Genomic DNA, 15278 nt, shown 5'->3' on the forward strand with positions numbered 1-15278 from the left:
TGTCCTCGGCACTAAACTGCCAGATGGACGCATCACGAAAGGGTCAGCGTCAAACCGTCATGGGCCACCGCCCAACCCGCGGCTTCGACCTGGCGGCGTTCGTCGGATCCTTCGACCAGCACCGGATTGGTGTTGTTGATGTGGACGAAGACCCTTCGGCCGATCGCCACGTCGGACAGGGCCGCGATGGAGCCGCCCTCGCCGGTCATCGGCACGTGGCCCATGCGCCAGCCGGTCTTGGTGCCGACGCCGGCGCGGATCATGTCGTCGTCGAGGAGCACGGTCCCGTCGAACAGCAGGGCGTCGACCCCGTTGATGCGGGCCTTCAGGTCCTCGGTGACCCGGGCGCAGCCGGGGATGTAGGCGAGGCGCCGCCCGTCGGCCTCGATCATCGCGCCGACCGTGGTCTCGGTCTCGGCGCCGATCTCCAGGGTCTCGTCCTCGAGCCACAGGGGCACCTTGCCGGGTACCGCGAACAGGGTGACGTGCAGGCCCGGTATCGGCTCGAAGCGCCGGTCGAGGCCGATCGGCTCGCGGGCGACGACGCCGGCGGCCATCACGTCGAACACCCGGTTGGCATTGACCGATTCGAGGATTCCGCTGGTCCCGTACAGGGTGAAGGGCTGGCCCTCGCGCAGGGTCAGCAGGCCGGCGACGTGATCGACGTCGCCGTTGGTCAGCAGCACCGCATGGATCGGCGAGTGCCGCAGCCCGGTGCGCGGGTGCATCGCCGGGTTGTCGAACAGCTGCTGGCGGATATCGGGGGAGGCGTTCACCAGGAGCCAGCGCTCTCCATCGGGGGAGACGGCGATGCTCGACTGTGTCCGCGGCCTGACGCGGGTCTCGTCCTCGCGGGCGAGGGCGCAGATCGGGCAGCGGCAATTCCACTGGGGAAGGCCGCCGCCCGCGGCCGAACCGAGGATCAGGACATGCATGGTGGAACCGACGCTGCCTTGAGATCCTCGGGTTCGACGAAGACTGAGTTGCGAAGGCTCAGTTGAAGGTGTCGATCTCAGCCGACTCGTAGCTGGTGACTTCCATGCCGACGCAGATCTCGGAAACGATGGGGGCGGCCCAGGTCATGGTGTTTCTCCTGAAAGTTTCTTCTGAACGTCAGCAGCATCCCGATCGCCTCTAAGAAGATCGTAAGACACTGACGGCGCAGTGATTTCTGTCGCCGGGTTGATATCGACAATTTGGCTCGGCAGTTCAAGCGCTAAATTGCCGGTTTCTCCCAGCCACCCCCGCGAATTCGCTGCCGCCGTTAACGCGCGGTGCCGGAATCAATGCCGGAAATCCTGTCCCTTGAGGTCGAGCATGAAGCCCTTGCCCCGTACCGTGACGATGGCCGGACCGCCGAGCCGCACGAAGTCGGAGAGCTTGGTTCTCAGGTAACCCACGTAGACATCAACGACATTCAGCGAGAGGCCGCCCTGGCCGGCCCAGAGCTTGTCGAAGATGTCGCCCCGGGAAACGGGGTGGTTGGCGTTGTCCATCAGGAGCGCGAGGAGCTCCGCCTCACGGGGGGTGAGGCGCGCCGTCGCATCGGCGAATCCCACCTGCCGGATGGTCAGGTCGAGCATGAGCTTACCGGCGGTGACGATGCTGCGCGGCTCCTCCGAGGCCTTGCGGCGCAGGAGGTGGGTCTGGAGACGGGCCAGCAGCTCGTCGAAGACGAACGGCTTCACGATGTAGTCATCGGCCCCCAGCGCCAGTCCCTCGGCGCGGTCGCGCACCTCGTCCCGGGCCGAGAGGAAGAGGATCGGCCCCGGATAGCCGCCCTCGCGCAGAGATCTGCAAACGTCGTGGCCCGAGCCGTCCGGGAGGGTGATGTCGAGCACCACGGCCTCGGGAGCCTCCGCGCGGGCGGCCGCGAGGGCGTCGTCGACCCGGCCGGCGACGCCGACGATGAAGCCCTCCGCCTCCAGCCCGCGGGCGAGCATGGCGCGGATGTCGCTGTCATCCTCGACGATCAGTACGCGCGTCATGCCACGGTCTCCTGGGCGCCCGTCGGGTGCGGCGAGGGGGGAAATTCGGCGTCGCCGGCGAACAGCGCGGGCAGGTCCAGGGAGACCTGCGCACCGCGCCCGCCCGGACCCGCCCCGAGGCGGATGGTGCCATCATGGCGCTCGACGACCCAGCGCGCCAGGGCCAGTCCGATGCCGAAGCCGGCCTCTCCCGTCGGACTGTCGCGGCGGAAGCGCTCGAACAGACCGTCTCCAAGGTCGGGAAAGCCCGGCCCGTCATCGGTGATGGTCACCGTCGCGTGCCCACCCTCCACCGGCGCCAGGGCCACCACGACCCGGGTGAGGCCGGTGGCGTGGCGCAGGGCGTTGTCGATCAGGCTCTCCACCACCTGACGCAGCCATTCCCGGTCGGCGAGCAACGTCGGGTCGGCCTCGGCCGGATCGAGGCTCAGCGCCACGCGGCGGCGGGCGGCCTCGGAGGCCATGCCGTCGACGGCGTCGGCCAGGATCTCCCGCGCCCCCACCGGACGGCGGTCGAGTTCGATCTGTCCGGATTCGGAGCGGGCGACGCGCAGCAGGTCCTCGACCCGGCGTTTCAGGCGCAGAGCGCGCTTGCGGATGGTGGCGAAGACGGGCGTGACGTCGCGCTGGCGCCCGGCCGAGCGGGCCGCGATGTCACACTCGCCGAGGATGACCGTGAGGGGCGTGCGCAACTCGTGGCTGACATCGGCGAAGAAGCGCCGGCGGGAGCGGTCCACCGCCTCCAGCCGGGCATTGGCGGCGCGCAGATCCAGGGTACGGGCCGCCACGGTGTCCTCCAGGGCGGCGCGGTCGGCGGCGAGGCGCCCCTCGCGCCGGGCGAGGCGGGCGGCCATGCGGTTGAAGTTCGCCACCAGCAGGCCGAGCTCGTCCCGGGTCGCCACGGAGAGGCGGGTATCGAGCTCGCCGCGGCCGACGGCGCTGGCGGCGCGGCGCACCGCCTCGATCCGGGCCAGCACGGGGCGGGTCACCGCCCGGTAGAGCAGGAGCACGATGGCGAGCGCTCCCGCGACGGCGGCGAGCGAGGCGATCCGGAGGGTGCTGGAGAGCGCGCGCGCCGCGTCCGAGCCGGCGATCATCGAGCGCCGCTCCACCTCGATCAGGAAGGAGAGGGGCTGCCCGGTCATGGCGCCGAAGCCGTTCAGGGCGCCCCGGATCGCCGCCTTGCGCGACTCGTCCTCGGACTGACGCAGCACCTGGGTCACCTGCCGGTCGAGGACCGCGCGCGCCGCGCGCAGTTGCGCCAGGGGCCGGGTGCGCGCGGCGTACTGGGTGCGGTCGAGGGGATCGTCGCTGGACGCGATGGAGCGCCCGAGGGCCTCGTCCACCGCCACCAGGGCCCGGTCGACGTTGGTGCGCGCCACCGCCAGGCCTTCCGGCTGGGCGTCCGGGTTGCTCACCGCCTCCAGGGCGGCGAGGCCGTACTGGGTCATGCGTCCCGACAATTCGACGAGGAGTTCCAGGCGCCCCTGCGCCGCGAGCGTCCGGTCGATGGTGCGCTCCGCCGCGTTGATCGAGGCGAGCACCCCGAGGGCGGCCAGGACGACGAGGAGCGCGGTGGCGCCGAGGAGCAGCGCGAACCGGACCTTCAGCGAGCGCATGGGTCTGCCAGCCTATCCTGCGTTCGTCCCGACGCGTTCCGCGTCCTGCCGGATGCGCCGATCCGTTCCGTCCCCGGCAGGATCTCTAGGCCGAGCCCCGCCGAAGAGGCAAGGCGACGCGGTTCGGCCAAAGCCTCAGACCCCTCGCCCGCGCCCCTTCACAGATCGCGCGGCTGGCTGCCCCGGACGGCGCAGCGCCACTTGGTGACGTGCCATTCCGGGTGCTCCTCCTGCCACTTGGCGAGGGCGCTCTGGGAGTTGCGCAGGCAGACCGTGGGGCTGCGCGCCTCGAATGAGAGGTCGATCTTGTCCTCGCGGCATTCCGAGGGCTGCGCCAGGAGGCAGATCGAGAGCAGGATGAGCATCGGTGACGCCGGGTTCACGCTGAGGATGCGCGGGAGGTCGGCATGATGGGGCCAGCCCGCGGACGATGAAGGTCGTCCGATCGGGAGGATTGTGCAAGTCCGGCGGTTCGATCGCCCGGATCGTGAGGGTCCGGGTGCCCTCAGGCGGCCGCCACCCACAATTCGCCCTTGCCCAGGGTCGCGAGGTCGCCCGAGTAGCGCGTGAGCGCGCCGGCCGCGAGGTCGGCATGGACGGGGCTCAGGGGCCGGAGCGAGCGGGCCAGCAGCCGCAGGAACACGAGATCGTGCGTGCCGGTCTCGACGAAGCTCGGGGTCAGGGCGCCGACTCCGCCGGCCAGGATGGTGCCGCGGCGCATGCCGAAGCCCGGATGGTCGCCGAGGCTGGTCGCCGCGATGGTGCCGGCGATCATCCGCGCGCCCGCATAGGCGCCGGCCCGGCCCACCAGGATCAGGCCGCGCCGCATGCGGTCGCCGAGATAGTCACCCGCCGAGCCGTGGATCACCAGGGTGGCGCCGTCGAGCCCGGCCTTGGCCGCGTAGACCGCGCCGCCGGCATGGTCGCCGGCATCGCCCTCGATCGTGATCGTGCCGCCGGTGGCGCCGGAGCCCGCGAAGGGGCCGGCCGAGCCCGTGACGGTGACGGAGCCCGACCGCATGCCCACCCCGAGGCGCTGGCCGACATCGCCGAGCACCCGGATGCTCCCACCGCTCAGCGAAGCCCCGACCCGGTCGAGGCGCGACGAGCCCCCCTGGATGACGAGGTCGTCCGAGCCGTCGAGGGCGAGCGTGAAGCAATCGCCCAGCGTCAGGCCGCGCCGGCTGGTGCCGACGGGAAGCCTGGCCGCTTCGGCCTCGCCGAGGCCGCTCAGGGACAACGGGTTGACGTGCAGGAGGTCGAGCCGCTCCGGCGGCTCCTGGCGCAGGGTGAGGGTGCTCATGCCGGTCCGGCCTCGCTGCCCGGCTCCTTCGAGAGCAGGTTCTTCAGGTGATAGTGATGGCGGCCGAGATTGCCGCCGTAATTGCCGGCCGTGACCGCGACGAGGCCGTGGGCGGCCCCGGCCTCGGTGGCCGCGTGCAGGGCCGCGCGCATCGAGTCGGCGACCGCGTCGGAGGTCAGCGCGTCGATGACGATCTCCAGCACGACGCCGACCTCGGCCGAGAGTTCGGTGCCGGCCCGGCCCTTCAGGGTCGGGCAATAGGCGTCGTTGGTGGAGGCCATCATGCCCTTGGTGCGGGCGCCGACCTTCGAGCCGGAGCGGACGATACCGCCGGGGAAGGGCAGGATCGCCCCCGGAACCGCGCGGGCGGCCTCGACCGCGATCTCGGCGACCTTGAGGGTGTCGGCGTGCTTGCGCCCGAGGAACAGCAGGTTGCCGCCCCCGACCGCGCCATCCACCGCGCGGACGAAGTCCTCGCACAGGAACTCGCCGTCCATGACGGGGATGCGCCAGTAGCGCCGGGCCTTGCCGGTCACCGGGTCGGTCAGGCGCTTGGCCACGGCGAACCCGTCGCCGAAGTAGCGGATGGCGCCGCCGAGTTTTATCTTCGTGGGGCCATCCACACCGGCGTAACACGCGGTGCCCGGGCAGGTGAGGATGCACTGGCCGACGCGCTTGAGAAGCTGGTCCTTGAGGCCGTTCGGCTCGAAGCCGAACAGCAGCACGCGCACGCCGGGGCGCCCGTCGGGAGTCTCCTCGGGGGAGAGCTCGCAGTCGATCCCGGCCTCGGCGCCGCAGCCGATCACCGAGGTGGCGAAGCCCGTCATCACGGTGGCGGCGATCATCGCCCATTTGGGCGTGTCGTTGGTGATGACGATCGCGGTGCCGGCGACGTCGAACGCCTCCGCGAAGGTGTCGATCACCGGAATGCCGTTGAGGGTGAGGTCCGTCATCTCAGTCACCGGTCCCCACGCGACGCATTTCGATCAAGCCCGGCATGGTTCTCAGGTCCGACATGCTTCTCAAGTCCGACATGCGACCTCCGTGAACACGTCCGGCTTCGGGAAGGCCTCGTCGGGCACCGCGAAGCTCTTGAGGCCGGTGCCGAAGCGGTCCTGCAGGTAGGTCTCGGAGCGGGCCACCATCGCCTTGTCGGATTCCACGGTGAGTTCCAGCGTGCGGCCGGAGCGCCAGGCCACGACCTCGCCGTCCTCCACGATGGTCTCGCCGTCCTTCAGGACCAGCTTGGCGCGGGCGAACATCGCCGTGCGGTCGGGGTCGTCGCGATAGACCGCGACGTCCGCCCTGGCGCCCTCGCGCAGGTGGCCGCGGTCGGCGAGGCCGAGGAGCTTGGCGGGTCCCGAGCGGGTGAGCTGGGCGATCTCCGAGAAGCTGTACTCGCGCTCGATGGCGCACAAGCCGGAGCGCTCGGCGATGACCTTGTGCAGGCCGGCGATCTCGCGATCGCGCTCCTCCTTGTCCATCAGGAAGTGGATGATCCGCGGGTAATCCGTGAAGGGACCGCCGTTCGGGTGGTCGGTGGTCAGGATGGTGCGCTCCGGCTCCTTCGAGAGGAGCATCAGCTCGAGGCCGATCGCCCATTGCAGGGAGCTGACCGGGCCGCGCGGCTTGTAGAGGAACGGCACCACGCCGCCGCCCTCCGCGTCGCCCGCGGTGACGATCCACTTCTTCGGGTTGGCGCCCTTGCGGCCGGCGAACTGGCGCAGGATGTCCAGCGAGATCGTCACGGTCTGACCGAAGGCGACCTGGCCGACGTCGTAGGTGGCGTTCGGGTGCGCCTCCATCGCTTCCGTGATGCGCTCGGCCGCCGAGCGGAACCCGCCGGTGAGCGGGTTCTCCGGGTCGGCAACGCCGTAGCCGTAGAACTGGGCGTGCGCGAAGTGGATGCGCCGGCCCTCCGCCGCCTCCAGGGTCGCCACGAAGGACTCGTCGGCACCCGGGATGCCGAGGTTGTTGCAGTGGACGTGCAGCGGGTGCGGCACGCCGATCTCCTCGACCGCATCGAGGAGCGCGCCCATGATCTTGCGGGTGGAGAGGCCGTAGACCGGGATCTCGTCGTCGAGGCTGAGCTTCAGCATCCCGTCCTTGAAGGCCGAGGCGCCGCCCGCATTGATGCACTTGACGCCGAGGCCGCGCGAGGTGGCCACCGAGAGGGCGACGAGGTCGCGCACCGCCGCCTTGCCCTCGCGCGCCCGCAAGAGCTGGAGCAGGTGGTCGTCGTTGCCCATCACCGTCAGGGCGCCGCGGTCGAGGAGCGGGATGTCGGCGAGTTCGAGTTGCGTCGCCAGCGCGTTGGACGGCGGCATCGCCGGCTCGACCGCCAGGGTGTAGCCCATCCGCGCGTAGTTCGCGCCGATCCAGGCGGCTGAGCCGCCCGCATGGGCGAAGGGATGGCCCTCGGGCGCGGCCTCGCTGGCGTAGAGTTCGGGCAGGAGCAGCCGGCTCATCACCACGTTGCCACCGGCGATGTGCGAATGGACCTCGACGCCGCCCGCCATCACCACGCAGCCGGTGGCGTCGATGGTCCGGTCCGGCGCGCGGTCGGACGGCGCCACCACGCGGCCGTCCTCGATCCAGACCTCGCCGACCGCGTCGCGGCCGGCCGTCGGGTCGACGACCCGGCCCCCGTGAATCCGGATCAGCATGCGGCGGCCTTCTTCTGCATGAGGCGTTCGTGGATGGCGGTGAGGATGCCGGCCGCGCTCAGCTCGGCCGTCTGGCCGGAAGCCGGCACGTAGGTGATCGCGGCCCGGCGCTCGTCCCACAGGCTGCCGCCGGCGGTCTCGCCGGGCACGCCCACGGCGAACACCACGTCGGCGACGTCGCCGCCGGCCTCGGGGCTGCCGACGCCCACGATGGCGATGCTCGGCAGGGTCCCGAGCCAGTCGGGGCGCGGGGCGGGGAGGGAGGCGAGCCACAGGGCGGCGTCGGCCTCGCCGGCCGCGATCTGGCGGGCGCTGTCGAAGCGCCAGGGATCGTGCTCGGGCACATGGCGGCCGAATCCGACGCGCGGGGCCTGGCCGGTGGTCCAGGCGGCGAGCTGCAGGAGGGCGCGGCCCTGGAACGGATCGGAGAGGGGCAGGCCGAAGAAGCGCGTGACCTCGTTGAGGTCCTTCACCATGCCCTGCAGCATCTCGACGCCGAGTTCGCCGATCTCGGCCGGGTCGTACAGGACGACGCCGTACTGCGCGGTGCTCAGGCGCCGGGCGAGGTCGGCATAGGCGGCCTCGCCGCCGAGATTGCCCTTCAGGAAGGCGCGCAGATGCGCGATCGAGACCGCGAGGCCGCCGGCCTCGGCCGGGTAGGCCACGTGGCGGGTGGCGCCGTTGCGCGGGCCGCCGAGGGACAGGATGACCCGCTCCGAGCCGGCGGCACGGCCGCGGGTCGCCTGGGAGCCGGCGATGTCCTGGACGATCGGGCGGTCCCAGGGCGCGTTGCCGACCATGAGGACCGCGTCGGCCCGGCCGACGGCCTCGGCCGGCGTCGTCGTCATCGCGCCGGTGCGGCTCAGGGAGCCGAGTTCGGCATAGAGGCTCGGGCCGGCCACGGGATCGACGGAGGCGCCGAGGGCGTCGGCCAGGTGATAGGCCGCGCGCACCGCGCTCAACTCCGCGCAGAGACCCGCCAGGACAGCCGTCTGTGCTGAAGCGAGGAGCGTGGCGGCGGCCTCCACCGCCGCTTCCGCATCCGTCGCACCACCCTTCACCCAGGCCGCCATGCGTTGCACCTTGGAAATTCGAGGGCCCGGCGCGCACCGTATTCGGCGTCGCGCGCGGCGGGACTGAGCCAGTCCATGTCGTTGGGGCGGCACGTTTGCATCGCCGCCGTCCCCCAGGCAACCCCCCGGAACCGTCCGGCGCGAATCAGGAGCCCGGCTCCGCGGGAAGAGTCTTCGCGGGAGGAGTCATCGCGGGAGGAGTCATCGCGGGAGGAGTCATCGGGACCGCGGCGCCGCGCCGGGAGATTTGCCCGATGCGCTTGCGACGGGTCGGCCCTCCGTGGGAGAAGCCGGCGGCGCGGGATCGGCGGCCCGACGGGGCACGAGGCCGTATGGAACGGGAGGACGGGTCGCGATGGAGGGGATCGACGTGATGCGGCCCCCGAGCGGGCCGGGCGAACCCGGCACCGGCCTGCGCGTGCACGCCCCCGCCCGCCTGCATTTCGGATTCCTCGACCTGCATGGCGGCCTCGGCCGGCGCTTCGGCAGCATCGGCCTCGCCCTCGACGCCCCCGCCGTGACCCTGGCGGCGCGGCCGGCCGGGCGCCTCGACGTGACCGGGCCGGAGGCGCGCCGCGCCGCAGCCTATGCGCTCGCCGCCGCCGGGCATCTCGGCATCGCCGGTCACGCCGCGCTCACCATCGAATCCGCCATCCCCGCCCATGCGGGCTTCGGCTCCGGCACCCAGCTGGCGCTCAGCGTGGCAGCGGCCCTGGCTGGCCTCGCCGGGCGGCCCTTCGCGCCGGAGGACTTCGCCAATGCCCTCGACCGGGGCAACCGCTCGGGCGTCGGGCTGGCGGCCTTCACCCAGGGCGGCCTCATCGTCGATGGCGGGCGTGACCCCGACGGCAATCCGCCGCCGGTCATCGCCCGGCTGGCCTATCCCGAGGCCTGGCGCGTCGTGCTGATCCTCGACACCGGCATGACCGGCGTCCACGGCACCCGCGAGGTCGCGGCCTTCCGCGACCTGCCGCGTTTCCCGGAAGCCCAGGCCGCCGAGATCTGCCGCATCGTGCTGATGCAGGTGCTGCCCGCTGCGGTCACGGCCGAGCCGGAGGGGTTCGGCGCCGGCATCACCCGGATCCAGCAGCTCATCGGCGACCACTTCGCTCCTCATCAGGGCGGCCGCTTCGCCAGCCCGGCCGTGGCCGAAGCGCTCGCCGCCATCGCCGAGTTCGGGATCATGGGCTACGGCCAGAGCTCCTGGGGACCGACCGGCTTCGCCCTGATGCCCTCGGAGGCCGAGGCCCGCGCCCTCGTGGCGATGCTGGAGCGACCCGGCCCACTGAAATTCCTGGTCGCCCGGGGGCGCAACACCGGCGCGACGGTCACCGCGCTTTAAGACGAAGTCCGGTAGAGCCGAGCTTCGAGCCGCCCGCCTCGGGCAGGTTTTGACAATTCGACGCCTCGGCGCACGATCGGGCCGCGTCACAGCACGAAGGGAGTCCGACGATGGCCCGCTCGATCCTGCACATGATCACGCCCCTCAAGCACATGAGCCCGTTCGACGTGAACATGGCCGTGGATGCGGGCTTCGAGACCATCGCCACCTACGCGAATGCGACGCTGGCGGACGTGACGACGCTCGTGCAGGATTCGATCTTCTCGCGCGCACCCCAGGACGGCGTGCGCACCGGGATCTTCATCGGCGGCAAGAACGCCGAGGAGGCCCTCGACATGATGGACCGGGCCAAGAAGGCCCTGGTGCCGCCCTTCGCCAACCACATCTTCGCCGATCCCGCCGGCTCCTTCACCACCGGCGCCGCGATGGTCGCGGAGGTGACCCGCGCCCTGAAGGCGAAGTTCGACACCGGTCTCGAAGGCAAGCGCATCGTCATCTTCGGGGGCGCCGGCGTCGTCGCCTACGTCGCCGCGGTGATCGGCGCCCTGCACGGCGCCAAGGCCGTCCTCGTCGGCCATGACGGCGAGGAGCGCGTCAGCAAGATCGCCAACACCATGCGCTGGCGCTTCGACGTCGAGGTCGAGGCGGTGGACGGCACCACGGTGGCCGCCCGGCGCGCCGCCATCGTGAACGCCGACGTCATCCTCTCGGCCGGCCCGGCCGGCATCCCGATCCTCACGGCAGAGGACCTCGAATCCGCCCCGAAGCTGCTCGTGGCCTCCGATGTCAACGCCGTGCCGCCCGCCGGCATCGCCGGCATCGACGTCAACGCCGTCGACGTGCCCCTGCCCACGGGTCGGGGCGTCGGCATCGGGGCACTGGCGGTGGGCAACGTGAAGTACCAGACCGAATCCCGCCTCTTCCGCCGGATGCTGGAGGCCGACGAGCCGCTCTGCCTCGACTTCCGCGACGCCTACACGCTGGCGGTCGAGGTGGCGGGCTGACGCCCGGCCCGTCGGAGCCGGCACCGGCCCTCGCCGGTCGAACCCTCCTGATCGCCGCCCAGTCCGGCCGCGCCCTCGCCCAGGCGGCGCGGCGGGCGGGCCTACGGCCCCTCGTCCTCGACCTGTTCGGCGATGCCGACACGCGTTCCCTGGCCGAAGCGTATGAACAGGCCGAGGGCCGGCTCGGGGCCGGGCTCGTGGGCGAAACACTCCTCGCGCGTCTGGACGCGCTCGCATCCCTCGGCGGGGAAAAAACCCTCGGCCTCGTCCTCGGCAGCGGCTTCGAGGCCGCCCCCGACCTGATGCGGGCCATCGCGGGACGCCACCGCCTCCTCGGCGCGGGGCCGGATTGCGTGGCCGCCCTCAAGGACCCCTTCGCCTTCGCGGCGCTCTGCCGGGCGCAGGGCGTCCCGCACCCGGCCGTCACCCGCGATCCCGTGCCCAACAGGGCCGCCTGGCTCCTCAAGCGGGCGGGGGGATCGGGCGGCACGCATATCCGCGCCGCGCCGGGCGGCCCCGCGCCGCCGGGCGCCTATTTCCAGGCCCGGGTGCCGGGACGGGCCGTGTCGCTGGCGATCCTGGCCGACGGCGCCGCGATCCAGGTGGTGGGGGTCACCGAGCAGTGGAGTGCCCCGTCTCCCCTCCGGCCCTACCGCTACGCCGGCGCCCTGGAGCGGGCGTCCCACGAGCCGCCGGTGCTCGAGCCGGGGCTGTCGGCGGCGATGGCGGCCGGGATCGGCCGCCTCGCGGCGGCGACCGGCCTCAGGGGACTCGCCAGCGCCGACGGCCTCGTGGATGGGCAGGATTGGTGGCTCACCGAGATCAACCCGCGACCGGGCGCCACCCTCGACGTGCTGGACCGGCGCCGAACGCCGCTCCTGGCCCTGCACATCGCGGCGAGCCTCGGCCGTCTGCCCGATCCGGAACCCGCACCGATGGATGCGGCGGCGTCGGAAATCTGCTACGCGGCCAGCGGCTACGCGCCGATGCCGCCGATCTCCTGGCCGGATTTCGTGCGCGACCGCCCAAGACCCGGCACCACGGTGGCGCGCCACGCACCGCTGTGCACCCTGTTCGCCACAGGGCCGGACTCGGCCGCCACGAGAGCGATGTTGCGAAGCCGGGCCGCGGAACTGCGGACCTTGCTCGCCCTGACGGAGGGACACCCATGACCACCAGCCCGAGCGGCGCGAAATTCCCGTTTCCGAGCGTCAACGCCCTGACCGCCCCCCTGGTGGAGCGGCTGGTCGCCGATGCCGAGGCCCTGCGCCTGTCCGTCACCACCGAGAACGGCGCCCGCATCGTCGACGCCGGCGCGAACGTGCGCGGCTCCATCGAGGCTGGGCGTCGGATCGCCGAGATCTGCCTCGGCGGCCTCGGCACCGTCTCGATCGCGCCCTCCGGCCCGATCACGTCCTGGCCCTACTCGGTGATCGTGCACGCCGCCGATCCGGTCATCGCCTGCTTGGGGAGCCAGTATGCCGGCTGGTCGCTCGCCGACGAGACCGGGGATTCCGGGTTCTTCGCCCTCGGCTCCGGCCCCGGCCGCGCCGTCGCGGTGGTGGAGGACCTCTACGGCGAGCTCGGCTACAAGGACACGGCGACCCAGACCGCCCTGGTGCTGGAGGCGGCCGGCGGACCGCCGGCCTCCGTCGTCGCCAAGGTGGCCGAGGCCACCGGCCTGGCGCCGGAGCAGCTGACCTTCATCTACGCCCCGACCCAGAGCCTGGCCGGCTCGACCCAGGTCGTCGCCCGCGTCCTCGAGGTCGCCCTGCACAAGGCCCACACCGTCGGCTTCGACCTCCACAGAATCGTCGACGGCATCGGCTCCGCCCCGCTCTCGCCGCAGCACCCGGACTTCATCCAGGCCATGGGCCGCACCAACGACGCCATCATCTACGGCGGCCGCGTGCAGCTCTTCGTCGAGGCCGACGACGCCGATGCGCAGCAGCTCGCCGAGCAGATCCCCTCGTCGAACTCGGCCGACCACGGCGCCCCCTTCGCCGACATCTTCGCCCGGGTGAACGGCGATTTCTACAAGATCGACGGCGCCCTCTTCAGCCCGGCGGAGGTGATCGTCACCTCCGTCACCACCGGAAAGAGTTTTCGCGGCGGCCGGCTGATGCCGGAGCTGGTGGAAGCCTCCTTCCGGTAGAGAGCCGACGCATGAACCCTCCTCCCTCTGCGGGGGAGGGTGCCTGCGGAGCAGGCGGGAGAGGGGGCGAGGTTTCCGGAGGGGGCGCTCCTCCCTTGCGGGACTTCGTCCCGGCCCGTTCCGCTGACGCGGGCCACCTTCTCCCGCCGGGGGGAGAAGGGTTTTCACGTTCGAGGTTTGCGAAAGACAATGCGGATCGGGCTCGCGGCCGACAACGGCAACTGGCACAAGGCGCGCCTGAAGGCCGCCCTCGAACAGCTCGGCGCCGAGCCGCTGCTGTTCTCCATGGCCGACGTCGCGGTGGTGACGGGGGGACCCGAGCCCCTGCGCGTGCCCGGTTTCGAGGCCCTGCCGGACGGCGTCCTCCTGCGCACCATCGCGGGAGGCACCTTCGAGGCGACGACCATGCGGCTGGGTGTCCTGCACGCCCTGGTGGCCGCCGGCACCGTCGTGTGGAATTCCCCCGGCGCGATCGAGCGCTCGGTCGACAAGGCGATGACGAGCCTGCTCATCGCCCGGGCCGGCCTGCCGACCCCGGAGACCTACGTGCTCTCGAAGCGCGAGGCCGCCGCCGAGATCGTGGCGCGGGAGGCGCGGCCCGGCCGTCCCCTGGTGCTGAAGCCGCTCTTCGGCTCGCAGGGCGAGGGACTCCAGCTGATCGAGCGCCCGGAGGACCTGCCCGGCGAGGAGGCGGTGTCCCGGGTCTACTACCTCCAGCGCTACGTCGCCCGCAGCGACGGCCTCTGGCGCGACTACCGGGTCTTCGTCTGCGAGGGCCGCGCCATCGCGGGCATGATCCGCGAGGGTGACGGCTGGATCACCAACGTCCATCGCGGAGGCCGGCCCCTGGCCTGGGCGATGCCGCCCGCCGCCGCCGAGCTCGCCGAGCGGGCGGCCGCCGCGGTCGGCGTCGACTATTCCGGCATCGATCTCGTCGAGGACGGGCAGGGGGGCTACCTCGTCCTGGAGGTGAACTCGATGCCGGCCTGGTCCGGGCTGCAGCGGGTCACCGAGGTCGACATCGCGCTCGCCGTCGCCCGCGGCTTCCTCAACGCCGTGCGTGCGGCCCGCCCGCCCCGGCTCGTCTCGGCCCTCGGATGATCGCGCCCGAGGCCATCGCCGCCGCCTATCGGGCGAGCTGCCTCGACGAACTCGACGCCCTGAAGCCCGGCAACGTCCACGCCTTCGCCGACGGCCACCGCATGGCGGTGGCGGATTTCGTGGCGAGCGCGGAGGTCTCGGCCCCTGCCCTCGCCGAGGCCGGCGCAGCGGTCGGCCGGCGCGTGCTCGGGGCGGTCGAGGCGACGATGGACCGGGTCGGCCAGAACACCAATCTCGGCATCCTGCTCCTCTGCGCGCCCCTGGCCCTGGCGGCCGAGGCGGGCCCACCCCTCCGTCCCGCCCTCGCGACTCGGCTCGACGGCCTCGACGCCGCCGATGCGCGCGACGTGTACGCCGCGATCCGCCGGGCCAATCCGGGCGGTCTCGGCCGGGCCGAGCGCCACGACGTCACCGATGCGGCGGCCCCGGCCTCGCTCCGGGCCGCCATGGCGGACGCCGCCCCGCGCGACGCCATCGCGCGAGCCTACGTCACCGGATTCGCCGATCTGTTCGCGATCGGACTGCCGGCCCTGGCGGCCGCCCGTGCGCGGGGCCTGGCGCCGCCCTGGTGCACCACCGCCGTCTACCTCGCCTACCTCGCCCGGGTGCCGGACAGCCACGTGGCGCGCAAGCACGGCCCCGGCCGGGCGGAGGCCCTTCGCGCCGAGGCGGAGGCGCTGCTCGCCCTCGACCTCGAAACGGCGCCTGTGGAGGCCCTGCTCGACCGGGACCGGGCCTGGAAGGCGGCCCGCCTCAACCCGGGCACCAGCGCGGACTTCACGGTGGCCACGCTGTTTCTCGCCCGCCTCCTCGAAGCCGACAGCAAAAACGCTCGGCCCGGTGAAGATTTCGCCGCCTCAAACGAAGGTTCCGGCCGGCGATGAATAAATTGCCAGGCCGTACGCCCCGCGCAGGGTTGTTCCCGGCAAGGCCCCAGAGTAGGGTCCGCGCCGCGATCCGGGCTAACCGGTCCGGTCCCTCGATGGACTGGACGCCGTGAACAAGGATAGCTGCCGACCGCGCCTGA

15 protein-coding genes are annotated in these 15278 nt (G+C 72.2%); 6 read left to right on the plus strand and 9 right to left on the minus strand.

The window, feature by feature from the left end; translation table 11 throughout:
- Window positions 1–32 precede the first annotated feature (32 nt).
- From pqqB to ACLBWX_RS11645, 9 genes are all read right to left on the minus strand, one after another.
- On the minus strand, window positions 33–935 hold the full coding sequence (pqqB, locus tag ACLBWX_RS11605) for a pyrroloquinoline quinone biosynthesis protein PqqB (protein ID WP_447677211.1): 903 nt from the start codon (window positions 933–935) through the stop codon (window positions 33–35).
- Between the two features lie 58 nt (window positions 936–993).
- Window positions 994–1083 (minus strand): pyrroloquinoline quinone precursor peptide PqqA, encoded by a 90-nt coding sequence (pqqA, locus tag ACLBWX_RS11610; RefSeq protein WP_055889187.1) that lies wholly within the window; start codon window positions 1081–1083, stop codon window positions 994–996.
- Between the two features lie 200 nt (window positions 1084–1283).
- Window positions 1284–1988 carry a response regulator transcription factor gene (locus ACLBWX_RS11615; protein ID WP_447677212.1) on the minus strand — a complete coding sequence of 235 codons (705 nt, stop codon included), beginning with the start codon at window positions 1986–1988 and terminating at the stop codon, window positions 1284–1286.
- Window positions 1985–3607, minus strand: coding sequence for an ATP-binding protein (locus ACLBWX_RS11620; RefSeq protein WP_447677213.1), 1623 nt, complete (start codon window positions 3605–3607; stop codon window positions 1985–1987). Before ACLBWX_RS11620 ends, ACLBWX_RS11615 begins: the two co-directional genes overlap by 4 nt.
- Window positions 3608–3765: 158 nt before the next feature.
- Window positions 3766–3972: a hypothetical protein gene (locus ACLBWX_RS11625; RefSeq protein ID WP_447677214.1), complete on the minus strand. Its 207-nt coding sequence runs from the start codon at window positions 3970–3972 to the stop codon at window positions 3766–3768.
- A 140-nt stretch (window positions 3973–4112) separates the two neighbouring features.
- Window positions 4113–4910, minus strand: a complete 798-nt coding sequence (locus ACLBWX_RS11630) for a formylmethanofuran dehydrogenase subunit C (protein ID WP_447677215.1) — start codon at window positions 4908–4910, stop codon at window positions 4113–4115.
- The gene (gene fhcD, locus ACLBWX_RS11635; protein ID WP_447677216.1) at window positions 4907–5863 is read right to left on the minus strand and encodes a formylmethanofuran--tetrahydromethanopterin N-formyltransferase; all 957 of its coding nucleotides are present in this window, start codon (window positions 5861–5863) and stop codon (window positions 4907–4909) included. The genes ACLBWX_RS11630 and fhcD overlap by 4 nt, the downstream gene beginning before the upstream one ends.
- A 69-nt stretch (window positions 5864–5932) precedes the next feature.
- Entirely contained in the window at window positions 5933–7576 is a 1644-nt protein-coding gene (locus ACLBWX_RS11640; protein ID WP_447677217.1) for a formylmethanofuran dehydrogenase subunit A, read from the minus strand.
- Complete coding sequence (locus tag ACLBWX_RS11645) at window positions 7570–8649, minus strand: formyltransferase (protein ID WP_447677218.1); 1080 nt, start codon at window positions 8647–8649, stop codon at window positions 7570–7572. Before ACLBWX_RS11645 ends, ACLBWX_RS11640 begins: the two co-directional genes overlap by 7 nt.
- Window positions 8650–9004: 355 nt before the next feature.
- Here ACLBWX_RS11645 and ACLBWX_RS11650 point away from each other — a divergent pair, with 355 nt between their 5' ends.
- The 6 genes from ACLBWX_RS11650 to ACLBWX_RS11675 all read left to right on the plus strand — a co-directional run bounded on the left by ACLBWX_RS11650 (window position 9005) and on the right by ACLBWX_RS11675 (window position 15135).
- Window positions 9005–9991 (plus strand): beta-ribofuranosylaminobenzene 5'-phosphate synthase family protein, encoded by a 987-nt coding sequence (locus ACLBWX_RS11650; protein WP_447677219.1) that lies wholly within the window; start codon window positions 9005–9007, stop codon window positions 9989–9991.
- 110 nt (window positions 9992–10101) lie between these two features.
- Window positions 10102–10995: an NAD(P)-dependent methylenetetrahydromethanopterin dehydrogenase gene (locus tag ACLBWX_RS11655; RefSeq protein WP_447677220.1), complete on the plus strand. Its 894-nt coding sequence runs from the start codon at window positions 10102–10104 to the stop codon at window positions 10993–10995.
- Between the two features lie 197 nt (window positions 10996–11192).
- The gene (locus ACLBWX_RS11660) at window positions 11193–12167 is read left to right on the plus strand and encodes an ATP-grasp domain-containing protein (protein WP_447677221.1); all 975 of its coding nucleotides are present in this window, start codon (window positions 11193–11195) and stop codon (window positions 12165–12167) included.
- Window positions 12164–13150, plus strand: a complete 987-nt coding sequence (mch, locus tag ACLBWX_RS11665; protein ID WP_447677222.1) for a methenyltetrahydromethanopterin cyclohydrolase — start codon at window positions 12164–12166, stop codon at window positions 13148–13150. Before ACLBWX_RS11660 ends, mch begins: the two co-directional genes overlap by 4 nt.
- Before the next feature lie 189 nt (window positions 13151–13339).
- On the plus strand, window positions 13340–14251 hold the full coding sequence (locus ACLBWX_RS11670) for an ATP-grasp domain-containing protein (RefSeq protein WP_447677223.1): 912 nt from the start codon (window positions 13340–13342) through the stop codon (window positions 14249–14251).
- Window positions 14248–15135, plus strand: coding sequence for a triphosphoribosyl-dephospho-CoA synthase (locus ACLBWX_RS11675; RefSeq protein WP_447677224.1), 888 nt, complete (start codon window positions 14248–14250; stop codon window positions 15133–15135). The genes ACLBWX_RS11670 and ACLBWX_RS11675 overlap by 4 nt, the downstream gene beginning before the upstream one ends.
- The last annotated feature ends 143 nt before the right edge of the window (window positions 15136–15278 follow it).

The sequence above is a fragment of the Methylobacterium sp. M6A4_1b genome, assembly GCF_053345175.1.